Consider the following 24,972-nt stretch of genomic DNA (forward strand, 5'->3'; position numbering starts at 1 on the left):
ATGAGTGAGGACGAAGTCGATAGTTTCAGGAGAATAGCGATGCAACTGTGCGAAGCGTTCGAGCCCCCACAACCATTGCTGGAATACCAGCAGGCGCCACTGCCCTATCCGGTCGAAGCACTCGGGGAACTGTTGGGCCCTGCGGTCGAACGACTGGCCGAGGTGATCGGCGTACCCCGCGCCATGGCTGCACAATCGGTGCTGGCCAGCGCAGCTCTGGTGAGCCAGGGTCATGCCAATGTCCAACTCGACGGCCGATCTTATCCGCTGTCCCTTTACCTGCTGACGGTGGCGTCCTCGGGTGATCGCAAAAGCGCGGTGGATCATCTGGCACTGAAGACGGCGCGCGACTGGGAGCGACAGCAGTGGACCCTGTATGCGGAAAAGCTCAAAGCTTATCGCGCCGCTACCAGCATCATGGCCAAACCCAAAACCTCAAAGAAACACGCGGAGGCGGAAGGCAGCGAACCATCTGAGCCAGTCCCGCCGAGGCTGATCATTGCCGAACCCACCATTGAGGCCCTGATCAAAAGCCTGTGCCATGGCTTGCCCAGCATGGGCTTGTTCAATGATGAAGGTGGCCAATTCTTGGGCAGCAGCACCATGAGCAAAGAGAACTTGCTCAAGGCGATCACCACCTTGTCGACACTGTGGGATGGCAGCCCCATCGACCGGGCGCGCTCCATGGCCGGAGAAAGCCTGCGTGCCTATGATCGCCGCCTCAGCCTGCATTTGATGCTACAGCCTTACTTGGCCAACCAGCTACTCAAAGACCCGGTGATCAATGGCCAAGGCATCTTGGGCCGCTGCCTGATCAGTTGGCCAGAACGTCTGGTCGGCCGGCGCTTGTACAAGGCAGTCGACCTGACGCGAGATACCAAGGTCCAGCGCTACCAAACGCGCATCACCGCCCTGCTGGATAAGCCATTGTCGCTGCACAAAGACGGTTCACTTAACCCCGCCAGGCTGGAACTAACGCCCAGCGCTCGCACTGCCTGGATTGATATTCACGACACCATCGAATGCCAGTCTGGCGAGTTCGGTGAGCTGGCGGGCGTCCAATCCGTCGCAGGAAAAGCGGCGACCAATGTGCTGCGCATCGCCGGTGTGCTCGCAGTAATTGAAGATGCGAATGTAGTGAGTGAGGCCCATATTCAACGCGCCTCAACACTGATGGATTACTACCTGGCGGAGATCCAACGCCTGACCGAACAAGAGCCAATCAACACTTTACGTGAGGAAGCGGATCGACTGCTGCGCTGGCTGACGCAAAAAGGCTGGACCCAATTCACCATCCGCGATCTCAATCGCAACGGCCCTCGCTTCGCCCGCAAGAGCAGCCATCACACCGCCACACTGCTCGTCGAGCTGATCACGCATAACTGGCTGAACAGTCGCGATGCCAAAACTTTCGAGGTCCGCCATGTTTCGCCTCAATGACGCGGTGCGCTGCTACCAGGCGCAACATCAATCGCAATCAGAAACTCGGCGTGTCGCCGCTTCTGTCGCCACCTTGTCGCCACGCGCCAGGCCAGGAATGACGCGGGTTGTCGCCACTGTCGCCGCTGTCGCCACACCACCTCTTGCCCCCGCCGACATCGCCCTGTTGATCGAGCAACTACGTGAGGAAGGAGCACTGCTGGAACACCAGGAGAACGCCCTACTCATCCGCCCGACACACTGGCAGCAGGTGGACAGGCTCAGCCCCCACTGGAAAGCCCTGCTGCTCTTTCTGCAAACAAACGAAAACGGTGATGATGATGGCATTGGTCGGTCGGCGTGATGGTCGCAACTTTGGCTATGGCCGCCAGCTGAGCTATGCCGGCCCACAAGCGCTCAAGGATCTGTTTGCCGGTGGCCACTTCGCCACGGTCAAAGCGCATAGCGATCGTTGGCAAGCGTTCGTGCGTTGGTGTCGGTCAGAGGATGGCCCCGGTTACAACGATGCGCGCCAGATTGATCGACAGACGCTGCAAGACTACGCCGCTTACATGCGCCAGCAGATCCAGCAAGGTGAACTCTGCATCGCCACCGCGCAGAACCGCCTGAGCAGCGTCAACCGCACCCTCGCGGCGCTGCGCGGTGATCAGGACGTGAGGATCGCCAGCCCGAGTCAGGCGTTGGGTCAACAGCGCTCGAGCGTACGCACCTGTGCGCCGGATGGCCTAGACCACCAACAAATGCAGCGAGTACTCGAGGCGCTCGGCGAACAGCAATACGAACGGGTGGCCGCGATTGTCCTGTTGGCTCGAACAACCGGTATGCGCCTGCGCGAAGCGATCCTGGCTGACCTGCCGCGACTGCACCGCGAAGCCGAACACTTGGGCCGTATCAACATCCAGGACGGCACCAAAGGTGGCCGCTCGGGGGCATCAGCACCGCGATGGGTCATAGCCAATGAAGCGGTGAAGGCGGCGCTGCAGTTTGCTCGTCATGCTGCACCGACCGGCAGCCGCAACTTGTTGGCCCGAAACGAAAGCTACGCCGCGTTCCTGCAACAGACAGTGCTCCCCACCCGCGAAACGCTGCATAAACAAGAGCTGAAGGGTTTTCATGAACTGCGAGCAGCCTACGCCTGCGAGCGTTACGAACAACTCACCGGCAACGCTGCACCGGTCAATGGTGACCACTGCTATCGCATTGACCTCGACCTGGATCGACAGGCGCGCCAACAAATCAGCCTTGAGCTCGGGCATAACCGGATCGATGTCATTTCGGCCTACATTGGAGGTCGAGCGTGACCAAACCCTTCAATATGGCGCTGTTCCTGAGCGGCGTACTGACTGGCTCGAAGGTCACACAGCAGCGTCACCTACGGCAAGCTCGAGTCATGCAAGCGGCCATTCAACAGCGCTGGCAACGTGATAATCCTTGGACTTGGCAACTCAAGCATGTGCGCTGGTTTCTCACCCAGTATCTGAAAGACCATGCCAACGCTACGCGGTATTACTATCTGCTCACCGCCCTATTGATCTGGGCGCGATTAGGAAACGAACGAGAACTGCTCGTCGGTCGCTCGAGTAGTCATAAGCAGACAGCGTTCTAGGCTCACTTGTGTCCTACCTTACTGGCTTGTCCGTCACCCATGCAGAAACAGCGCGTGCCTTTGCGCTGCCAAGAGTCCGCCACTGACCGACGTATACAGCTAATTTTTAGCTGTATACGTCTGAGGTTTTAGCCAACAGAAGGCCGTACCAGGAGAAACAAATTTCTCTTTGCTCGAGTAGCAGCAACGTGCAGCAGACATCTTTCAGAGGTTTCAGTGTCTTCGGTTACCCCGGCATCTTCATCACGGCTAAATTGCCCTGCATAAGTAGTGGCTCCCCTGTAGGCGGCAACAATCACTACGCTAAATTCAAGCCCCTTGATGCGGTGCATAGTGGCTAGACGGACGCCCAATAGTGCCGAATCGTCCGAGGTTGCGTTATCCAGTTTCAAGTGAACAATATTGGCTTGCTGCAGAGCTCGAGCAATGCTGTCCAGATCCTCGTTAGTACGTGCGGTGATGCAAATCTGTCGAGGCTCCATTCCATCGTCCTGCAGTTGTTTAAGGATCGCTTGTATATGCGGCATATCCTCATTAACGGAAGACGACTCGATGATATCCGGCACATCACCATGGGTAAGCGAACGGTAACCGCGCAGAGAGTCCGCATTCCCGTCCAGGTCATCGACAGCACATCCTTCGAGCTGAGCGCAGGCCCATTGACGGATTTCGTCGGTGGTTCGGTAATTCACCTTCAGGTTACGGCTGCGGCCGCGAACTTCGATACCCACCCGGCTAAGCACGACTTTGTGTCGGTAGATACGCTGGTGAGCGTCACCAACAATAAACAGGTCGTTTTCGGCTTCCTTTACTGCAGTACGAATAAGCTCAAAACCTGCGTTGCTAATGTCCTGAGCTTCGTCCACCACCATAGAACGAATACCCAGTGCGGGCTGCTCATTCACTAACAACTGAGAGGCCTCACGGAAGGCTTCTTCAGGCTCGCGCAAGTTGGCAGCTTGCAGTTGGGCCCGGTATTCGGCAAACACTGGCCAGATAGACTTACGCATCGCACGACCAAGCTGACCGCCTCGGCCTACTCGACTGGCACGCATATAGTCCTCAGCAGTTTCGCAGGCTTGAGGAAGCACAACCCGCTCATATTCAGCACGCATGAACGGTAAGCTGAGATCAACCGACGCTGGCATCGCCGACATGGCTGCTTGCCAGAAACGGCGACGGTCACCTTCGTTGTACAACAGGTTATTTGCGTAACCAAAACGACGCAGAAGACTGGAAGCCCACTGATCTAGGTTTACCACCTGAATTTTCTCCAACTCCTGCGGTGTGCACAGCAACGCCAAATGTTGGCGGATGTCTTCAGCAAGTGTTTTGGTGAACGTGGTAAACAACACCGGACGACCAGGTAAGTCCGAGTATTGTCTGGCAAGTCTTGCAGCACGATGCATAGCCACAACGGTTTTACCAGTACCTGCGCCACCGGTCACCTTCACAGGACCATTCCAATCGCGCTCCACCAACTTACGCTGGCTTGGGTGCAGGAATACCCTCCAGTGCTCTAGAGGTGCGGCTAGTAAAGCTTCCAGATCGCTGTCATCTGTCAGCACCACGAAATGACGCCGTGAGCTGTCGCGCTCAAGCGCAGCCCCGAAGTCTGCAGGGTCGACCGACTCCGGCGCGGATTGATCATTGATGATTTTGTCGAAAGGCTCGCCGGCAGCAAACAGATACAACGCTTCGTATGCCTCATCGGGCAATTGTGCTTCCAACGCCTCAAGCTCGCCTTCATTAGTTACGGCGCGTACCGCTTTCAGCCGGTCGTCAGGTACGCCCAGACGACGAATCTCACGATCTTTGAGTGCATCAAACAGGCCTGCTACTCGTACATCAGCCGGTGTGTCAGATGACGTCGTGTCAGCAGCTTCCTGCACTGCATAAACCTGAATACTGCCAACATCCGGGTGGATCGCGACTCGGTGGCGACGCGCCCAGTGATAGGCATCATCATGCTGATCGACCCACAGCAAGCAATACACGTTGCCCACATCCGGCTTGAGTACAATGCCCCGCATATTGTCGTTGATCCGAACCGAACGCATGTTCGGATCGGCGGCATCATGAATGCGCTCATAATTGATACCGGTCGCCATTGGGTTCTGACGAAACTTTGCAACGAAGGTCAGCACTGCCTGCTGGTGGGAGCGGGGAACTGCTGAAAACGACTTCAAGAAGTCATCGGACATTGCAATCTTGAGTGCCAGCGTCATGCCAGTGTCTCCATCAAAAGGGTTCTCAGCTCATCAGGCAACTCACTGCCGTCAGCGGTGAAAGAATGCCAACCTTGGCCAGCAAAAAGCGCAGCCTCTGCTTCAGAATCTGGCAGTAGTACCGCGGTACGAACATCTGGCCAAGCCAACTCAGCTTCTGCTATTACGCGGCCTTTTTCATCCATCAACTCATAGCCCACCTCTGGAGCGGTCACGTCGAGACCAGCCAGAGCCAAGCCCCAAGACTGTACTTCATGTGCAGCTAGACTCAGCGCTTCCTGCCAGGCCTCAGACAGCCCGCCGGATTTTGCTTTGAGCGCAGAACAATCCTGCAGCGCAGGTAACCCTGGCATTTCAGCGTTGCCAACCCAAATCTGACTCAGCGGCAACAATAAGTTAAGTGCCTGCCAAAGTTGCTGCCAGCGTAACTGAAGCTCGCTTTCGGGCAGACCATCTTCTTTCCACTCGCCAACCAGAACAGGTTCAGAGTCTGCAGAGCCATTGCCCCTCATCACTTGCTTCAGATGCTCCGGGTGCATGGCAATGGCCAGCATCCAGGCTGTACCGAGCTGACGCTGGCTCAACCTATGCATTTGCAGGTCAGGTAGCAGACCCAGCTCATCCAAACGCTGCCAGAAAGCCCCTCCGCGCAGGACTTGAAGCGCAGTAGTGTCCCCCGGCGGCATCAACATTCCCGTAGCCAGGGAGACGGCCAATTTGCCGAGCGCTTGGTGTTGCCCATGGGCTAAACGCTGATGCAGCTGGCTAAAGGACGGCAACGATTTGAAATTGGAGAGTGTTGCGATGCCCTGTGCCGCGCACAGCTTCTGCACTACCTGCTGCGGATCATCATTAAGCAAAGTTGCCCAAGGCGATGGCGTAGGTAATACCTGGTTTTGCAAAGCGCATTCGACATCATCCCAGGTCAGCGTCCAGACTGAGAACTTTCCGCTCTTGGCCACCGCCATACGTTTGGCCATATCGGTAGTAATGATGTCTTTGTGGTACTGCCAACCATCAACAAAGACCGCCACGGGCAGGTCGTCGGCGGCATCGTCTGGCCAGAACACGAAGTCAGGCTTGCAAGGAATCAACACACCTTCGCTGGCTCCCAGATTGACCTGCAACTCCATCCGCCAGCGACGCGAGCCAGCCTGTATCTGATAGCCCGCCTTGCCCTTGAACAACAGCTCACTCAGCTTGAACTTCTCACCTTCATGCTCACGGCGCAGCGCTTCGACAAACCGCTTCTCCAGCATGCTGTCCAGTAACTGGTTAGCTGGCTGGGCGTCGGCCAGATGGGTAACTGGCTTCAGTGCACCCTTGTACTGCATCACCTCACCCAACAACTTCTGTGCTGTACGTCGCGAGATAGACTTACGATCATGGCTGTTGTGATAGCGGTACACGCAGCGATAACAGCCATCGGTGTCCGCATTCTGGTTGCAAGTGCAGCTGTTAAGGGCCTCTAGAGCTTTCTCGAACACCTCCAGCAACGGCTCGGGAGCACGCATCAGCTCTTTGAGATAGCCAGTACCTCCTGGAACACTATCGTAGATCACCAGATAGCATCGCGGCGTCTCAGAGCCCGCAGCCATACGCATATCTAGGGCAATACGTAGATGGTCCACTGCGCCCCTAAAACGCCGCGCCAACCCCAACTCCAAAGCCGACACAAAGCTCAGCAAGGCCTCGTTGGTATCGGCAAAACCCACCTCGGGCAAAAACAGACGAATGCCCTCACTAGTGAACTCGCGGTAGAGGAACACACATTGCTGCGTGCTCGCCTCGGGGTTCTTGCGCTTCGCGCACCAGGACGAATGGTTGCGATACAGCTCCTCGGCCTTGCGCTTGCGCTGCAAGGTGCCGCACTCGGGGCAGATGCTGAAACCAGGGCGGCTGAGTTCCTTCCCGCCGATCTCCATCGGCATGCCTTCCGCTGACTGCTCGCCAAAGTTCACCTCGCGAAAAGTCACCCGATCGAGAAACTCGAAGCCGAAAGGAAATGTCTGCTCGTCAATCACAAAGGCCTGACGCACCGCATCAGGCGGGCTATCCACCAAAGCCTGGCGCACATAAAAGCCGCGCTGACGCTCGTCTGAATCGTCAGCAATACGGCTATCGCGATCCAGCGTGCGGGCAAATACCGTGGTCAAGCGCAGCATCTCGTGTACGCGCCCACTGTCGCGCCACAGCGTATCGCCACATCGTGGGCAGTTAGGGTGTTGATCACCTGACGACAGCGGCTCGGTATAGGAGCACTGCCTACAGAAACGCCAATGCTCAGGCTTGATCTTCGATACGTCGATCTGGTTGATCACCACCCGCCGACCTTCGGCATAAAAGGTGTTGTTCGGTGCCAACTCAGTGATGGCCGTTGATCCAGGACGCTCATATTCGAAGGTCAGAGGATCAGGAGCGGATGTTCCAGGCTTTGAATCGCGCACAATGATCGAGCGCAACAGCACACCTTGCTCCGGGAACGCATAGTTGGGTAGCAAGCCCTCATCAGTCAGCACATTGAGCGTAGCCTTACCCTCAATGCTGCCAATCAAACGCGAAAGCGCAGTTCGATCTTGAAGCAGTCGCGCCAACTCCAGATCCTGATCCTCACCACGCACCGTCAATGCCTGCAGCTTATCGATCTCCTTCACTGCGGCTTCACGTTTGCGCTTGATGCTTTCAACATCACTAGCAATGCCCTGCAAACGGTTGACGATCTTGTACGCCAACGGACTGCTATCACCGCTGCTGCCCTGAATGAAATTTGCGAGCCATTGGCACGTACCGTCGCTCAAAGGGCACAACTCCCCTTGATTGAACAAGCGCAGGAACCGCTCAAGTAGCGATGCCTGGTGCTGTTCCACATAGCTCAACCAAGGGTAAGGAAATTTGCTCGTGGTCTGATTATTGATCGCAGTGAACACCCCACGAATTTCCGGAGGGATCTGCGCCGCCCGCCCGTTCTCATGCACCCAGCAATCTAGAGTGAACGCTGTAAGTTGACGCTCAAGTACCGCCGAGGCGTTAAGGAAAACCCCAGGTGCCTGCACGGAACCTGCAATCATGGTTTTAGGGTCATTCCAAAAATACAGGTCATGCGGCTTGCTGGTCGCCATGCTCATCAGCAACGCATTACCCGTGCTACGCCCTGCCCGACCGGCTCGCTGAATGTAGTTAGCCTGCTGTGGAGGAACCGAACATTGCAGCACGCTGGACAAGTCGCCAATATCGATACCCATCTCAAGAGTGGGTGTCGCGGAGAGCACATTAATGCCCCCGGGGCGATCACTGTTGGATTTAAAGTTGCGCTCTACCGCCTCGCGCGTTTCGCGCGGCAGCAAGCCGGTATGCTCATGCGCTACCACCCGCCGAATGTCCGCATTCAGATAGAGCTTGCGATAAAAATCACCGGGTACATCTAGTGCGTGCAACTCGCCCCGGCAATCGACGCGGCGACACGCTTGCTCAGAAAAATCATCCTCTGGGCCAGAGAGTGTTGTGCTGTGGCAGCAGGCACACCGCCACACCTTGCCCCCCAAGATAACGTGGAAAGCAGAGGGCTCCAGCCCCCATACACGTATATCCGGCTTCTCGGTGGCCTCCTCAAAACCTGCTAAGCCAACGCTTTCCAATGCCTCAAGAGCAAGCCGATAAAGGGGTGCAATCAAGGCATCCGTGCCCAGCGCCAGATCATGCAAAGCAGGCAATGCCTTGAACGCCCAGTCGCTAAATAAACGGGCATGGCTCTTAGTTACACTGACGCAGCGACCAAACTCTGCCAGTGTCAAAAATCTCGGAGGCCGAGGGCTGGTTAGAAGCTTAAACTGGCTTGAATTCTTCTTATACCCCCAAGGGCTGCTACCCATTCGCGCATAAAACCCTAGCTCCTGATCACGCCAAGCCCCGATGCGCTGCATGTTTTCCAGTAGCCCGCGCAGTAAAACAACAACTTCGTCCAGCTGCGCGGCGGCTAACGGTTCAAGCGTGTCACGTAGACGTGGCAACAGCCATTGAGCGGCTTCGTCTAACTTGCCTGCAAGTGGCACTACGCATGCAGTTCTCGTTGCCACCAGAGTACGACCAATATGAGCATCCTGGCCAAATTCTGCATTGAGCACCCAAGGCAACACCCTCGCCAACTCGCCAGGTAGGTTGCTGCTTTCAGGCAGCGCCCCCTCTTCCATCAGAGTCTCGTAATCACGTAGCCACTGCATTTGCGGCGGCAGGAAGTTAGCAATGTAATGACCATCACCTAGCGCCGTGCGCCAACGTTGCGCGAATGCTGTTGGCAAATTTTCCAATGTCACAGGTCGCCCAGCTGCATAGGCATCAGCAATTACCTGCGCCAACGCCGGGCGTAAGTTCATTCGCCAGGTTCGTGCCGCAAGGAACCCTGCACGATGCGCCGCATCCTGTACCGAGTCAGAGAAAGCAATCAGCTTCTTGTCTGGATTGAAGCGCGTTGCAAACAACTGTCCCACCATCACCGCAGCCAGACTGGCCGCTTGCGAACCAACAATCGTCAGCGTTTTATAACCGGCACAGAAAGGACAATCATGGTGCGACTTGGTGTACTTCGCGCCATTGCGCGTACCTTCACGCAAGTTGCTGGCAATATCTACAGCCAGCAAAGGCTGATCCTCACAGTGTGAGCATTCGGTTTGCGATGCCTGATGCAAGGAGCCGCAGGCAGGGCATACCTGCTTGCGCTCGAACACCGCTGGGTTCGCCCCCGCACTGGAAGGAAAGATAAAACGGGTACTCACATCCTCGGCGAAGAACGCGCTGTAAAACGCCTGCAAATCATGGGTGAGTTGATTGGGGCTGATCTTTTGCTGCGTAGAACCCCAGCCGGTGGCGTGGCACTCGCGACAATGGATCACTGGCAGATGCAGCCGCTCCATATCGGTTTTACGTAAGTCATCGTGATGCCGAAGCTGCGGCTCAGCATCCAGAACAGCCACCATGCGGCGCAGCTCACGTAGCCAGATTTCCACCTTCACCTGCAAGAAAAAGTTCTGATGTGCATCCTGGCGTGCATACGCCACCAACGACAGCAGACTAGACAACCAAAGCAGCGCAAAGCGCTCATCATCGCAGCTCGGCAAACGGCGCTTGAGCAGTACCAACAGGTCATCCAGCAACACGGACTTTGGTCCAAGACGCTCCAAATCACGCAAAAGATTCTGGAAGGCAAAGTGGCTCTTCAGGTGCTTACCCAATCCACAGCGCCAAGCAAAATCCTCTGCCTGCGTGACCGAGCAAGGCTCACCAAACCACAAGGGTGCTTGGGCCGCCAGATAGGCATGCAGATCGTTATAATTCTCGGGTGCTAAGACATCCAGGTCACTGGGCTGCGGGCTTTGAGTGAATTCGACCAAAGCCTCTGCTAGATAATCGCCAACCGACTCGCGGTCCTCGGCAATAACAGCACCTTCATCCAACACTGCACCAAACACATCACCAGCAAAGGCCAGCAAATCGCTAACGCCATCATCGCCCAGCGTTGCCGAAGTACCGACGCACACCAACTGGCCCGGTGGCGCCTTCAGCCGCCCCTTGAGGCGGCGAATCAGACAAGCCAGATCAGTACCCTGCGCACCATCAAAGGTATGCAGCTCATCCACCACCAAATAACGCAGCGTGTCCGGCTGTTGATGCGCCCACAAAGGGGCATCTGCCGCACGCAGCAGCAGAAAGTCCAACATCTTGTAGTTGGTCAGTAGAATATCCGGCGGATTTTCACGCAGGGCATTGCGGTCGGTAATCACCGAATAACTGCCGTCACTCAATTGGGCGACCGTTTGCGACTCGACAGCCGGTGCATCGCCAACATACAAGCCTGCACGAATCCCACTAAGGCCAGCGGCCTTAACGATTTCCTTGGCCACGCGCCCAGATTGGTCACTGGCCAAGGCATTCATGGGATAGAGGATGATCGCCTTGATGCCACGCCGCCCCTCGGAACGCGCCACACGACAATGCTCAAGGATTGGATATAGAAAGCACTCGGTCTTACCCGACCCCGTACCCGTTGCCACCAACGTGGATTGAGCCTCTGAGCCCGCCAGCCGCGTAAAAGCCTTGGCCTGATGTGCATGGGGCACAAAGCTGGCGGGTAACCAAGGAAAAGCTGGTAAACCGCTATTAAGCTGCTTGCGAAATGGCAGTGGCAATGTCAGATATGGCCCTTTGAAGATATTGCTGCGCTCAGCCAAAAAGCGCTCCAGCAAGCCCTCAAAACCAGTAGTGGTGGACGGGAATGCGGTGCGCAGAAAGTCTGCGACGCCCTGAGTGACCTGCTGAGAAACGATAAGTGGCTGCATATTTTTTACTCGGCAAGATCAGCTTCAGTGAGGGGCCATTTTTTCACTGAGAACTTGGCAATCTCGATGCTGCGGGCAAGGATCGCATCCTTGGAAAAGGCTGGATTGGCACTAGCGTTCTTGGCCGCCAGCCCCTGGATTAACCTGAACTGCGAAGACCGGTACAACTTCTGATCACGCATCTTGTTCTCCGCTGAGCAGTTATTGCAGGCACTGTTGATGCGCTTCTCAAGCGGTGCGAGATTACCGAGCAGATGGATATGCTCGAGATAGGCTTCTTCAGTGCGGAAACCATACAGACGGACGCCAAAGGAAGGCTCCTGCGGAAGAATATGCTCGATGGTCAGACCTGCAGTATTGATCTCGACCAGGTCTCCTATTTCGAGCTGTGGCAAACCCACGGCGACTCTGGCTGCGCTCTCAGCTTCCAACAAAACTCGCGCAAGCCCAGGGTTTCGGAACATCTCCTCCCCAGCCAAACGCGACTCGAACTTAGCGCTTGGCATAAACCGCTGACAAAAATTGATCAACCGCTCAGCAATCTCCTCAGTGGTTAAATGACTAAACGCTCGCATGAGAGCAGCCATGTCGGCTTGCGGATTCGTACCCTGCAGTTTGAACACACGAAGGTCTGCGAGCTCAATCAACTCCAGCATCGAATAATTCAGATAGCTAGGTACTTGCACCTCCAGCATCTTCGAAGTGAACAGGCGGATGATCAGCGGGTAAAGCGTGGCCGAGATATCCTGAACAACCAGCAGCAGATAAAGGCCTCGGTTGGTTCGAACCCCCTCAGTCAAACCGAGCAGACCTTTAAAGAACACCTCCAAATCACTGACATAATCACTGATAAACCTGGCTAAGCGCTCCTTGTCGCCGCGCATGGCTTTGAGTGCCGGCTTGAGGAAAGACTCCAGAACTGTTTCAGAGGTTGCGTTGTAATCCGCGCCGGACTCCACATCGTGTTGCTCGCCGTTAAACGCGAAATAGTGATACCGCAGCACGTTATCTTCCCGGAACGGATCACGGTTGATCAGGCGAATCTGATAACCCGGCTCCGCCGCGAGCTTCTTGAGTTTGCTAAAGCTGCGGAAGGCCTCGCCGAACTTATCAGCGATCATCGAATCCAGCTCGCCATCCAGAAAGCGATTGGAGTAATAGATCAACAGACTCTTGGCGATATCCATCTTGGCCAAAGGCACACCTCGGTCGTTGACCGACTGGAACATGCGAATGGCATTACCCTCATTGGCCTCCGTGAACTCAAGCACCTCAAGATGGCTGATGCTCAGCAACCAGTTCTTGATGGCCTCCTGCCCTTGGTGCTCCTTGATGGCACTGATGCGCTGGCGAATCCACTGGTAGGCAACCAGTAAGCGCTGCTGGCCATCAGAATCAGGCTCTGGCAGCTCATCATTCAGTAGTGCAGAAAAAAACGTCTTGTTACTGCCAAGAACAGTGAACTTGGGGCCGTATACGGGATGCGTGATGTAGGTACTGCGGTAATGCTCCTTGATTGGCAACTCATCGACTGCATCAACTAAAGCATCGAGCAACATGGTCAGTGTTGTAAGCCGCTGCTGGCCATCCACCACTCGTACCGGTGCCATTTTCCCGGCTTGCGACAAAATAAAGGTTCCCAGATAGTGGCCACCGCCCAACTCCATTGCTTCCTCGATATCCTCAAACAGGTCATCGATATTGCTGGTCGTCCAAGCGTAGTCTCGCTGGTACGCGGGAATTTCCAGGGACTTGCCCGTGAAGAACTGCTCGATGGTTTGGGTAGCCAAAATCCGTTTCCTTATGGTGGTGGCTCAGCGGTGTGCTGGTATCCAGACTTTATCTGCCTTGCTGAGTTTCTCAACAGGGTTAGCCATGGTTCGCCTCCTTGGCAAAATGCGCCCAGGCTACGTGATAGTCAGCTTCGCGGTCAGCCAGCGTGAAAGGGGCGGTGTATTGGATGGTGCGGTGTATTGGGCCGCCGGGTTGGGTGTCGTCGAGGATAGGGCACTCGATGACGGTGCCGTCGGGGACTTGGGTTTGGCCGTTTTTGGGTTTTACATCTTCCCAACCGAGACGACCGGTTTTGGTGCTGCCATCGGGCAGGCGCACGGTGCAGTTGGCATCGCGCTTGCCGGCCTTGCGCTGCAGGCCCACGCCCGCAAGCCCAATGTTCACGGTGAAGATGATGCGACCCTGAGCGTCGTACCATGTGTCACGCTCGTTCTGCTGCATCACCGGGAACTGCACGCGGTAGATGGTGAGCAGTTCGTCAAGCGTGAGTCCGAGTGCCTGGGCAGCGAGCACATCGATTTCCACCAGCGCCTGACGGCGAGCATAGTCGCTGCGCAGGGCACAGTTGCGCTGCCAGTCGGGGGTGAGCTGAGTGAAGAAGTCCTGCGTCAGACGCGGGTCGTTACTGGCCCAACAATCCTGCTGAAAAGCGGGCTGCCAGCAGTCGCGCCAGAGGTCAGCGTAGTGAGTGGTGAGGCAGTTAAGTGTCAAGGTTCTCAACGCAGCAGCAGCCTGCATTTCCACCATAGGAAACTGCTCCCAGATAAAGTGCAGATTGCTTCGGCCGGTGGTTTTGATAAAGAAATCTGCGGTCAAAGACGACGAAAAGATCGCTTGATACAGCAGATGCTCAACGCTTTTGAATACGGTGCTTTGCACGCCGTTAATATGCGCCTGTCCCGGTGCTGCAATTGAGCCAATCAAAGTACGCTCACCTGACTGCGACAGCATGCCGCGAAAAGCCATGCGGTAATACCTTGTCGCCGCTCTCGCTTCGCGCTCGCCCTCTTCCACCCAGCTCACCCTTGGCACACGACGGGCGTACTCCTGTGCGTCGCAGGCTGGTAGGTAGTTAGTACGCGCCAGGTAGTCGTCAGGTAGTAATTCAAGGTCGAGCGGATCATAAGCACGTGGAGTTGTGCAAACCATACGAGGTGTCTTGTAGAACGGATTACCGACAAAGAAATGCGGGCCGGACAGCACAAACTCGGCAGGATCAGAGACAAAACCGTGTGCGCTGGTGTTACGGCGGCAGATGGTGCCGTCCTTTTGCGCGCCGGTTTCGTGCCACATTTCAAGGGTGCCATAATTACCCTGCAGATCTCCGAGTCTGTTTGGTACGCAGGCAAATTTTTCCAGCACTGCAACCAGCTCACGGCTATGTACCGCGGGCAAGCGGGCCTGCAATGCAGGAGTCCCAGGAATGTCATAGAGCTGAGCAAAGGTAGCCAGCAAGGCTTCATCCACTTCTATCACTCGACTGGCATGACCGGCCGTATTCCATCCACCTTCATTCCTTTTAATACCCGGAACGGAGCCACCGCCAGTATGTTCCAGGCTGGCCGCTACCGTCGCTGTCGCGAACAGGTTGGCCATTGTCCGGAAGCGAATCTCGTTCTGAACACGCCCATAAACGTTGATGGAATATCGGACCCAGATCATCACTTCCTGAAACAACAGATTCACATTGGTGAACTGGTAATGCGCCTTCAAGCGAGGATATAGGGATGCGCGCAGCTCACCCGCCTTGGGGTCGTCATACACCCCTTCGGGGTGCAGTAGCGCCTGTACGCCACTACCGATCTGCCACACCAGCGGCAGAAAGCATTTGTACAGATTGTTCTGCTGCCCCTTGAGTAGCGGATAGTTCTGTACGGCGTTGAGAAACTGCCCCATACCTTCTGTAGCCACGCACTCAGCCAGAAAATCAGCCTTTGCCTGCGGCAAGGCGGCAAACACCGCTTCACGCTGATCCGCCGTCTGCTTGGCGCTAAGCTTACGAATGGCAAAACGCGGATCAAAGTCCGAGAGCAGCGCCTGCTCGTTCCACTCCACCTTTATCCAAGGCGGGTTACCCAGCACTACATCAAAGCCGCCACGCGCCTTGAAGACATCAGCAAACTCCAGCGCCCAATGCATAAAGTGCTGCTGGCCGGCCACTTCCTGCGCCACCTGCAGTTGAGGCAAGGCGTTGATCAGCGCGGCGATATCGACATAGCCGGAACGGTCACGCTCGGGAGCAAAGTCCAGCCCCTGCTGCGGGTGGGTTTCTGGGAATAGATCATCCGCCGACACACTGTTCAGGCTGGCATTGCCGAGCAGTACAGTTTCCAGCACAAACCACCAGTGTTCGCGACTAGGCAACTCGCTGGCTTTATCCAGTGGCCAGAACCAGAGGGCGCACCAGGCATCCATCACCAGTTTGAGGCGACGGTATGGGCTGGCATTTTTCTGCGCTTCGCTAAGCATTTCCCGCTGGTAGGCGGCATCTTTCTGCGCGGTGCTAGTCGGAGCGCGGTTCGCGGCCGGGTCGGGCCATACATGCAGCTCATCGCAAGTAGCGGCGCGCACACGGGCCAGCTCCTGGGCGTGTTGCTGCCAGAGCTGCTCGGTGGCAACACTTAGCGCCTGCACCCGTTTGATTTCATCGCTACTCAGCGGCGCAGTAAAGGCGTTGCGCCATTGTTTGAATTGGTTGAAGGCCGCGGGCTTCAGTGCCTTTATCACCTTATCGGTGACCATACCCATGCCTTCAGCAGGTAGCAAAAAGTGGTATACATCGGTAGCGGCGGGCACTTGTGTGAGTGGCAAAGCACGCGGCGCGGCAGCGCGCCAATCGCGTTCGGGCAGACCGTTTTCACCCCTGCCTGGGCTGAGCTGGGCGGTGCTAAACAGTTCGCGTCGCGCCCCCACTAGGGAGTTACCGTTGTACAGCTGCAAGCCAAACCACGGCACATGGCTGCCTTTGAAAATGGCGTTGAGCCACAAGGAGACTTCGGCTAGCTCCACCGCAATGGGGTTGAGGTCCACACCAAAGACATTACTGTCGGCAATGAACATCTTCACCCGCTGTTTTTCTTCGGTGTACTGCTCGTGCGGGATGGTGCGGCCTAACTCTTTCTGTTTAGCCTGCAGGTAGCCTTCTGCCAATTGACTGACAGCCTCGTTCAAAAACGCCGCGCTGCCCATGGCCGGTTCGCACACGGTGAGTTTCAGAATTTCATCCGCCGTTTTACCGGGCAGGATTTCCTTTAGCGCATGCTCAACCAGGCATTTGGTCAGCACTTCAGGGGTGTAGTAGCTGGCCGACTTCTCGCGGGCACGTCCGGCGAGGCGATAGATGAAGCTGCCCTTGGGATTAATCTTGGTATTGCCGCCAAACAGACGTTCGGCGTCGGTGTACTGGCTGATGCTACTGGCAGGTACAAAGTAGGCTGCATCCAGAGGGTTGACCTCGGCGTCTTTTTTCTTCTCGGCCGCGCTGGGGGTATCGAGGCCTTCCTCTCTGTCCGCATCACTCTCGCTCGAGTCGTCTTCTTCGCTTTCGTCGCCCGTACTTGCCTTATTACCTTTGGGATCTGGGCGGACTTCGTAGAGATCTACTTCGGCGAAGAAACCACGGAAGGACAACAGCGATTCGTACACCGCACCCAACTGGTTGATACCGAGGGTGCCATAACTGATGCGCCCACGACGGTTCTTGCCACCACCACGGGACAGTGACATAAGCTCAATGACTTTCTGCAGCACCGAGTTTCGCAGCTTGACGCTACCCAGCAGCGGCGTGCGCGCGGGGTCAAACAGATGGCCTTGCAGCGGCGCGATGGTGAAGCCGTTGTCGAGCAAGCCATCATGGCTGCCACCCAAATCGAGCTGACTCGCCGTGGCATCCCGTCGTGGGTAGCCTTGCCAGATCAGGCCAAAGAGTTGCTTGAGGCTGTCGTGAAAATAGAAACCTTCCTGGGCATCGCTGGTGGTCAGCGGGGTTTGTTCCAGCTCGCGCAGGTGCTCGATGCTATAGCCCTTGAGGTAAGCCTCGGCATCGATGGGCGCATAGCCCAGCTCGGGTCGCGCCTCGATATAAAACATAAACAGCAGGCGGTACATGTAGCGCAGGCTTTCACGGCTGAGCTGGTCGGCTAGGTCGGTATCGTTACGCTCGAACACTTTCTCTTTGGCCACCGTGCGTTTGTACCAGATGGCCTCATTGGCAATCAGCTCAATGCATTCACGCAGGGCGTATTTGAGATCAGTGGATACCTCAAAGGCATGCTTGTGCGAGCTGTCGTCCAGGCTGTCGAGCAGCGCCACGCCGCCTTCCACCGGCAGCACCGACTGGCTGCCCAGCAGCGCGGCCATAGCGCGGAACTGCTTGTCATCACGCGGGCCGAACAGTTCCGGCAGGTTGAAGCGCAGCAGTGCCTTGCGCCCCCATTTGCTGCGCTCGATCAGCAGCCACTCTTCATGGTGCAGCAGCAACACCCAGCGTGGCGGGTGGTCGTCGGCAAACAGGCGCTTGCTGAGGGTTTCCTCCCAGTCGCTGTGGGCATATTTACCTTTGCCTTGCTCACTGGCCGCTGGCGCAAGCAATTGCAGCGGGCTGCTGTCGTCGTCCTCCGCATTGGCAATAGCTGCCGCAATGACCAACAGCGGCTGGTGTTTGGCATCGCGATACACCGCGAGCACCGGCAACTCTCCTTCAGCCAACGTCAGGTTCTGCGGCGCAAGTTCGTAACCCAGGGCGGCGAGCAGAGGCTGCACTAGATCAATAAACAGGCTGGCGCGCTCGCTGGTTTTGCGCTCATTCAGAAAGCGCTCGCGGGCACGGAAGTAACCATTAGCCCCCGCAGCAGTACGCAGACGAGCGACGGGGCTTTGCGCGCCCTGCTCTTTCCACTGCTCAAACAGCGGCTTGAGGTCTTTTTCGAGGATCTCGTCCAGGTAGTGCTGGCTGTAGAACTCGTTGGCATTGGTGAGGCCGGTGATGGCAAAACTCATGCTGTATTCCTTCCTTAAGCCATCAGTGCGGCGACAACGGTGAACTGAGCGCGGTCATCCAGTTGCAGGGTGTCGCGTATCCATTGTTGGTAGTTACTGAACAGGTCTGCGGTGGCGCTTTCTTTCTGCTTACGTTTGGCTGCGATGACCTGTTCGATACCTTTGGCGAAATCGATTTCCAACTGTTCGTTGTGTTTGAGCTGCAGGGTTTGCAGTTTGGCCAACTCGCACTCCAGACGTTGGCGGCAGTTGGCATCGAAGGCCTGCTTGATCGGTTTGATGTGTTTTTCAGCAGCCTGAATAACCGCGGGTAGTGCACTTTGCAGGGCACGGCTGTCGGGCGCCTGACCATCGTTGGCCTGGGCTTTTGCGGTGCTGGTGAGCCCAGTGCGCTGCAGTGTTTCCGCCAGGCTGAGCACGCCCAGTACCTGCCCAGCAGCATCGAGCTGTACACCGAGCCACTCGGCTAGCACGGCTTGACCGCGGCGGTTGGGCACCTGGACGAGCACCAGCACGATGGCTTCGCCTGCGGTCAGCCCCTGTGCAACGCGCAGCAGCGGAGCACGCTGGCGACGAAACAGAGCCATAAGTTTGTAGTCGAGCCACTGGGCAATGGGGTTGAGCGCCCAGAGGTAGTGCAGCTGCGGCCAGGCATTGGTGTCGCGCGCCTGTTTGATGGCCTCTTCAACCACAGCCTTATCGGCGCTCAAGGCAAAGGTGTTATCGTTCGGCCACATTTCGCTGGCCAGATCACGCTTGAGCACCTGGGCAAGGTCGCGACTGGGCTGGAAGCTCAGCGTGCGGCTGGCATCATCCGTTTTGATTGCAGCATGTTCGCGCGGCGATTGTTGCGCCAGCCAGCGCAAGGCATCGCGAAGGTAAATGTAACTGTCGTTAAACAGACTGGTGAGTTCAGCAGTGGGCGCCATGAGCGCTGCTGTGCTGGCGGGCGCAACGCTATCACTGCTGGGTACGTTCGCGCCCCACAGGGCTTCGAAAGGGTCGATATCATCCCCAGCCAGTAGCGCGGCGAACTCCTCGACAGTGCGGTTGCCTTCAATGGCCTTGGCCACTTCGACGGCTTCCAGCTCCTCGTCATACAGCCCCATAAAGGCTGATGGATCGCCGATATTCTTCGCCGCCTGCACGTCCTTATCTATCAGGATTTCCAGGTAGCGCAAGTCACCGCGAATTCTCTCGTGGCGAGGTTCTGTCAGCAGGTAGCCGATTTTCGGGGCATGCAGTTGACCATATCGATCCACACGACCATTGCGCTGCTGGAACACCATCAGCGACCAGGAAATATCGAAGTGGATCAGCCGATGAGCTTGGTAGTGCAGGTTAAGACCTTCGGAGGCCACGTCCGAGGCAATCAGCAGGCGCAGGGGCGAATGGGTTTTGCCGAAATCTTCGACCGTCTGCTGGATGTCCTGGTCAGGCAATTGGCCGTGCAGGATGGCTACGGCGTTATCTTTTAACCTCAGGGCCTTGGGCAGCTCTAGCTGGAGGAATTTCAGTGTTTCTACTCGCTCGGTGAAGATCACCAGGCGGTCACTTGGATCTTTGCCATCCCAACGCCAGTGCTGACCTTGTTTGAGCTGGCTGATGAGGTGCTGGAATTTACTGAATTTGTCGGCACTGATGGCCTGCACCAGAACTTGAAGATCACGCAGCCCCTCAAGATCAGGATGGCGTGCGTCTTTTACCTCGAGCTTTCGGATGCGCTCTTTCAGCGTTTGTAGGCAGGCTGCCGGGGAAGAGAACAGCGCCTTTTCCAGCACGGTGCGGAACAACATGGCACCGTCGCGCGCACCGGTCCCGTCGCTATTAAGTTTGAGTTCGGCTAGGGCATCGAAGGCGAGGTTTTCCGCCGGGCTTGCGGCGCAGGCCAAACGAAACACTTCTCGCTCTGGGAACTCCTGCTTCATCTGCTCGCGCACGTCTTTCTTGAAACGGCGAACAAAAAGGTGATCGACATCCTCGCGGGTGTAGTCGGCCCCTGCTGGCAGCACCGTGGGGTCGAGCATGCGCACGAGGCTGGCGAAGCTGTCCTTTTTGCCGTTGTGCGGTGTGGCGGTGAGCAAGATCAGTGCATCGGAGCGTTGCGAGAGTAACTCCGCCAAGCGATTGCTCTGGGTGCGATTGCCCTTGTAGGAAACGTTGTGGGCTTCGTCGATGATGATCAGATCCCACCAGGCGCTTTCCAGGTAGTGACGGTACTCGCTGTCGCGCTTTAAGGTATCGACTGAGATGATGGTGCGGTCGTAATAGTTAAAGGGATTGTGATTGGCAGGGATATCGCGACGAATGCGCTGAATACCGGCTGAGTCCAGGCGGGTGAGCGGGATGGTAAAGCGGTTCCAGAACTCCTGCTGAAACTGGCGCATCATACTTTTGGTAGTGACCACCAAAATGCGGCGCGCTTTACCTCTGCGCATCAACTCAGCAGTAAGGATGCCGGCCTCAAGGGTTTTACCTAGGCCTACTGTATCCGCAATGAGCAAGCGCGGGCGCAGCTGCTGCAAGACCTGATGAGCGGGCTGCAACTGAAACGGCAGCGCATCCATGACCCCATGCTGACCAATCACTACCGACTCGCTTTGCAGCGCCGACTGACGCAGACGCGCCTCGATAAACAGCCGCGAAGCAATAAATGTGGGCGATTCGTCGTACACCAGCTCAGTCTTTGCTGGGTCAATCAGCGTGACGCCTTCGAGTTCAGTGAGGAAAAGCGCATGACGATTGCGCACGGTTTCCGACACGCCTATGCAGGAGAGCTGCCAGCCACCAAGATTGCATTGGTCGGCATTCTGGATAATCCACTCTTCATCGCGGATCACTGCACGTGCACCGGGGGCTGGGGCTTGGGTCAGTTGCATTGGTGCAATCCTTGTCAGGGCACTAGGTACACAGAAAACTGCATTAAGATAAATCGATCGCCTAATAAACCCAGACAGATCGGCACTCCGCTGATCAATTCATTACCGCTCAGTCGCGGCATGAGCCGATGCATTTTCAGCAGTGATAACGTCCGTCGAGGACGCCACCACGTCTATCTGGCGGGTGGCACTTTACCAGCTTTGCGCTTATTGGAACGGGCGGGGTTTCAACAGATAGGGTCATCAAGGCTGCCAAAACGAAAGGACCTTGAAAGGGATGGTCGTAAAGACGGCCTCCGTCACCTCGAATCATCCACATGGTTGGCATATTGGTTCGCGCACCATCCTAGATTGGGGTAAAAATGCAGCAAGGGTGATAGCCTTTTGGAATGCAATTGATCATAACTGATACTCGACAGACGCAAGGCGATTAGCCATCATCAACTGCTATCGTTTTCCCTTTTGCGAGTCGCGGTACCGCTTCTACCGCTCGCCTTTGCATCGGACGCTCCCCCTTGAACGTAATGAATGTAATGCCCCAGCTTTCCCTTTCGCGATCTGGACCGGTGAACGAAGCCGGCGAGGCGGTGCACTTCCGCCAGGGGGATCTCGACGGGGCCTGTGGCCCCTATAGCTTGATGATGGCACTGGTAGCCAATGGCATTGTTACCCGCTTTGAAGCGAGTTACATGGGGTTGCACGATGGTCGAACCCGATTGGGAAAATTTTATAACCGGTTGATTGAGTTCGGTGGGCTAATCAATAACGGCACCGACGAGTACGACCTGGATTGGTTACTGGATTGCTTTCGTAACCAGCTCAGCCTGAAGAAATTCAACGGCACTACCCGTTCACTTGTCACTGATTTGGTCGCAGCGGTAACCGCTGGGTACTCAACGATTGTCGGCGTGGACTGGCCAGGCGGCGAGGGTCATTGGCTATTGGTGGTCGGCTATCAGAGTCAGGTGATTGACGGTCCGGAAGGTCGGGCCAAAACCATAGTGACTCACTTTTTGTGTCTAGACCCCTTCTTGGAAGCGCCCAGAGTGTCGCTTTGGAATGCCGTGCTAGAAGTCCAAACGACGGAAGGTACGGTAGTGAACGCCGGCCGTTATCCGTCCAACCATTGGGGTGGTCTCGAGCCTACGAAATGCCGGATTACCAATGGCCTGGGTATCGGCAAGCGATAAGCGCGGCGATGCTTGTTATCCAGTGTAAACGATAGCGCTTGCGCTAAAAGAGTACCCCCGAGCTCATACCAGAAAGCCCCTACCAACTGGCGACCGTCGAGGATGAGGATGCTCGTAGCGGCATTGCGAGCTATTTTTGATCAACGTCGCACCTTACAGTCTCGGATACCCCGTCACGTGAGCCATACATTCAAATTCCTGAGCCTCCCTCACCGTTCAGGAGAGGTCGCAAACGTCTTCATCCATGGCTACTCCGCCGGCCACGACATGGAAGACCGGTGCGCGCTGCGAAAGTGCATCCCTTCGTCCCTGCACAACTGCGTCAACATCTTTGCTTTCTGGCCGTCGGGTCACTGGAGTCAGTTCGATGCGTTGTCCAGCGGCGGAGTGTCGGCGATCACCCGGGTCAATGTCTTAGCGGGCGCTGCGGCTGCAGTGGTCGACCGCGCCGTGCACTTCAACAGCAGTCGCAAACGCGCAACCGCCATGGGCAAGACACTGCTGTCACAACTCGAGCGCTACCTCCTCGAATTTCATCCTTACGTGTCGAAGATCAACCTGGTCGGGCATTCACTTGGCGGACGGGTCGTCGTCAGTGCGCTGCTCGACATGCTGCACAAGCCCGCCAATCACGACCTCGAAATCGGCGACGTGCTGTTGATGGCCGCAGCTACCGAACTGTCGGGCAATGAGGCGCGTGCCATCCGCAAGCGCACCAACTGCAAGCTGTACAACGCTTACTCAAAAGATGATGACATTCTGCGGTTGAATATCGGGGAAAACAGCGCCGGCCGCCAACCAGTTGCCAACTGCAAAAATGTGCGCATGGAATCTTTCGGCCACACGGACTATTGGCCGCGACTGGAGCAGGTACTGAGAGAATCAGGTTTCCACAGTTACCAGAGTGGCCTACCCGTCTCTCTTCAGCCCCACCCCATCATCAAAAACCCCGATCCTGTGGTAACCGACCACTTTCTGTACGACCTGCTCGAACTGACCAGCGACCGCATCCGCGGCCAATTCGCCAAGCACTTGCGTAGCAGCAGCTGGACGACGCTGGAAACCGATCATTCGCTCTACCTGCTGAGCAAGGAATTCCAACTTCTGGGCGGGCACTGCCTGGTCAACATGGCACGCGGGCGGGGCCTGAAGTATGTGCAGATTCTGTTGATGCTGGCGGAGCATTACGATCTGCTGAGCGAGTTACACGACTGTGCGCAGGTGGTGGAGATGGAAGCGCTACTGATCAGCACGTGTTTCCGCTCATCGTTCGGTGAGGCTCATGTGCTTGCTTCGCGACAGGAGATTACTGAGCATATGGCGGCCATGACAGAGAAAGGCTACTTCGAACAGGTCGATAGCCTGGCCGCCAGCCTGACCATTACCTCCTATTTCTCGACTCCGGAGCCACCGGCGCCTGTGTATCGAAACAGCAGCTCGGCATTGTCGAGCGAGAGCAATGGATTGGCACTGGCCTCAATATCAATGCTTCCGTCGCTGACCGGGCTGATCTCGACCGAACGCATCAAGGCCGCAGTCACCAACCTGAAAAGCGCGGTCAAACCCGGCTACTCTGCGTTGATTCCAGCGGTCGCAATTCTGTTCTATGCGCGCTTGCAACTGAACAACGAAGGGCTGCGTTAGCACTCTGCAAAATGCCTGACCAGCCATGCCGCTGGCCAGGCACGGGAGATCGAACCTGATCTCGCCCTTGCCGCGAGCGCAGCCTATTTCCCGCTCCTAGTCTCGCTGAGCTTGCGCTCGAGTAACGCGAGCAAGTCGTCAGCATCCATTTTCTGAAAGCCACTTTCCTCTTGCTCTAGAATCATCGCAGCAAACGCCTCGCTGTACTCGAGCTCTTCCTCACCTGCAACTGGCGCACTAGCAGGGCTACCGCCCCAGACACGAGTGAAAATGCAGTGGACGCCTCTTCCACCCCCCCCTTTACCGCCATACAGGTAGATGTAGTAAGCCAGGAAGGCCAAATAGAGGCCGAAACCAATCTTGAAAGGACGGGACATTATCGCAAAGCCGATCAATGCGATGACGAGACCAATAACAACCACAATTAATTGCTGCTCCTGTCAGCTCGCGGGATAACCAAGCGAGGCCCACCACCCAAAACGCGACCGGCATAATATCAATAAGACATCACCAAAAAAATAATTGCAGCGCCACACGCTCACTGTCGAGCAAAAAACTTGGCCTGCTTTCGTTCTCCCCCACCCCGCTAGCTGTAAAACGAATAACGCCTAAATACTGGTTAAGTACACAGGTAAAACTTTCAGGCATGCACCTCCGCACAAGGGCTTGAGAATGCGTCTTTCCGCTGAAGAAATCGCCGGAATATGGGCGTTTTGTTGACAGTTTACGATACCGAATCAAAGTGCCATCATGCAGGCAAATCACATCGCGCCGATCTATAGGATTCACCCAACGCCATCTCATCCGGGAAGCGATATGACGTCAGTTACAGGACATGCGCGATCAATACCCTATAAACAAGGA

At 56.3% G+C, this 24,972-nt stretch carries 12 protein-coding genes; 6 read left to right on the forward strand and 6 right to left on the reverse strand.

Going from position 1 to position 24,972, the window contains the following annotated elements:
- Nucleotides 1-39: 39 nt before the first annotated feature.
- From MF6394_RS07655 to MF6394_RS07670, 4 genes are read left to right on the forward strand one after another with little or no spacing between them, the layout of a single operon-like run.
- Nucleotides 40-1,440: a YfjI family protein gene (locus MF6394_RS07655; RefSeq protein ID WP_078466412.1), complete on the forward strand. Its 1,401-nt coding sequence runs from the start codon at nt 40-42 to the stop codon at nt 1,438-1,440.
- Nucleotides 1,424-1,783, forward strand: coding sequence for a hypothetical protein (locus MF6394_RS07660; RefSeq protein WP_078466413.1), 360 nt, complete (start codon nt 1,424-1,426; stop codon nt 1,781-1,783). Before MF6394_RS07655 ends, MF6394_RS07660 begins: the two co-directional genes overlap by 17 nt.
- Nucleotides 1,761-2,741: an integrase domain-containing protein gene (locus tag MF6394_RS07665; RefSeq protein ID WP_078466482.1), complete on the forward strand. Its 981-nt coding sequence runs from the start codon at nt 1,761-1,763 to the stop codon at nt 2,739-2,741. Before MF6394_RS07660 ends, MF6394_RS07665 begins: the two co-directional genes overlap by 23 nt.
- Complete coding sequence (locus MF6394_RS07670) at nt 2,738-3,046, forward strand: hypothetical protein (protein WP_015093411.1); 309 nt, start codon at nt 2,738-2,740, stop codon at nt 3,044-3,046. Before MF6394_RS07665 ends, MF6394_RS07670 begins: the two co-directional genes overlap by 4 nt.
- A 128-nt stretch (nt 3,047-3,174) precedes the next feature.
- Here MF6394_RS07670 and MF6394_RS07675 read toward each other — a convergent pair whose 3' ends face one another.
- The 5 genes from MF6394_RS07675 to MF6394_RS07695 all read right to left on the reverse strand — a co-directional run bounded on the left by MF6394_RS07675 (nt 3,175) and on the right by MF6394_RS07695 (nt 21,235).
- Complete coding sequence (locus tag MF6394_RS07675; RefSeq protein ID WP_015093410.1) at nt 3,175-5,274, reverse strand: UvrD-helicase domain-containing protein; 2,100 nt, start codon at nt 5,272-5,274, stop codon at nt 3,175-3,177.
- Nucleotides 5,271-11,603, reverse strand: coding sequence for a DEAD/DEAH box helicase (locus MF6394_RS07680; RefSeq protein ID WP_078466414.1), 6,333 nt, complete (start codon nt 11,601-11,603; stop codon nt 5,271-5,273). The genes MF6394_RS07675 and MF6394_RS07680 overlap by 4 nt, the downstream gene beginning before the upstream one ends.
- Nucleotides 11,604-11,608: 5 nt before the next feature.
- On the reverse strand, nt 11,609-13,393 hold the full coding sequence (locus MF6394_RS07685) for a DUF262 domain-containing protein (RefSeq protein WP_078466415.1): 1,785 nt from the start codon (nt 13,391-13,393) through the stop codon (nt 11,609-11,611).
- 79 nt (nt 13,394-13,472) lie between these two features.
- Nucleotides 13,473-18,395: an Eco57I restriction-modification methylase domain-containing protein gene (locus tag MF6394_RS07690; protein ID WP_078466416.1), complete on the reverse strand. Its 4,923-nt coding sequence runs from the start codon at nt 18,393-18,395 to the stop codon at nt 13,473-13,475.
- Nucleotides 18,396-18,409: 14 nt separating this feature from the next.
- Nucleotides 18,410-21,235, reverse strand: a complete 2,826-nt coding sequence (locus MF6394_RS07695; protein ID WP_238597279.1) for a DEAD/DEAH box helicase — start codon at nt 21,233-21,235, stop codon at nt 18,410-18,412.
- Nucleotides 21,236-21,807: 572 nt separating this feature from the next.
- On the opposite strand from MF6394_RS07695, the gene MF6394_RS07700 reads away from it, so the two are divergent.
- Both MF6394_RS07700 and MF6394_RS07705 read left to right on the forward strand, forming a co-directional pair.
- The gene (locus MF6394_RS07700) at nt 21,808-22,464 is read left to right on the forward strand and encodes a hypothetical protein (protein WP_057711080.1); all 657 of its coding nucleotides are present in this window, start codon (nt 21,808-21,810) and stop codon (nt 22,462-22,464) included.
- A 177-nt stretch (nt 22,465-22,641) separates the two neighbouring features.
- Nucleotides 22,642-24,108, forward strand: coding sequence for a DUF726 domain-containing protein (locus MF6394_RS07705; protein ID WP_078466418.1), 1,467 nt, complete (start codon nt 22,642-22,644; stop codon nt 24,106-24,108).
- An 83-nt stretch (nt 24,109-24,191) separates the two neighbouring features.
- On the opposite strand, the gene MF6394_RS34515 is transcribed toward MF6394_RS07705, so the two are convergent.
- On the reverse strand, nt 24,192-24,530 hold the full coding sequence (locus tag MF6394_RS34515; RefSeq protein ID WP_186353075.1) for a hypothetical protein: 339 nt from the start codon (nt 24,528-24,530) through the stop codon (nt 24,192-24,194).
- Nucleotides 24,531-24,972: the final 442 nt, after the last annotated feature.

It is taken from the genome of Pseudomonas sp. MF6394, from assembly GCF_002018845.1.
Lineage (GTDB): Bacteria > Pseudomonadota > Gammaproteobacteria > Pseudomonadales > Pseudomonadaceae > Aquipseudomonas > Aquipseudomonas lactis.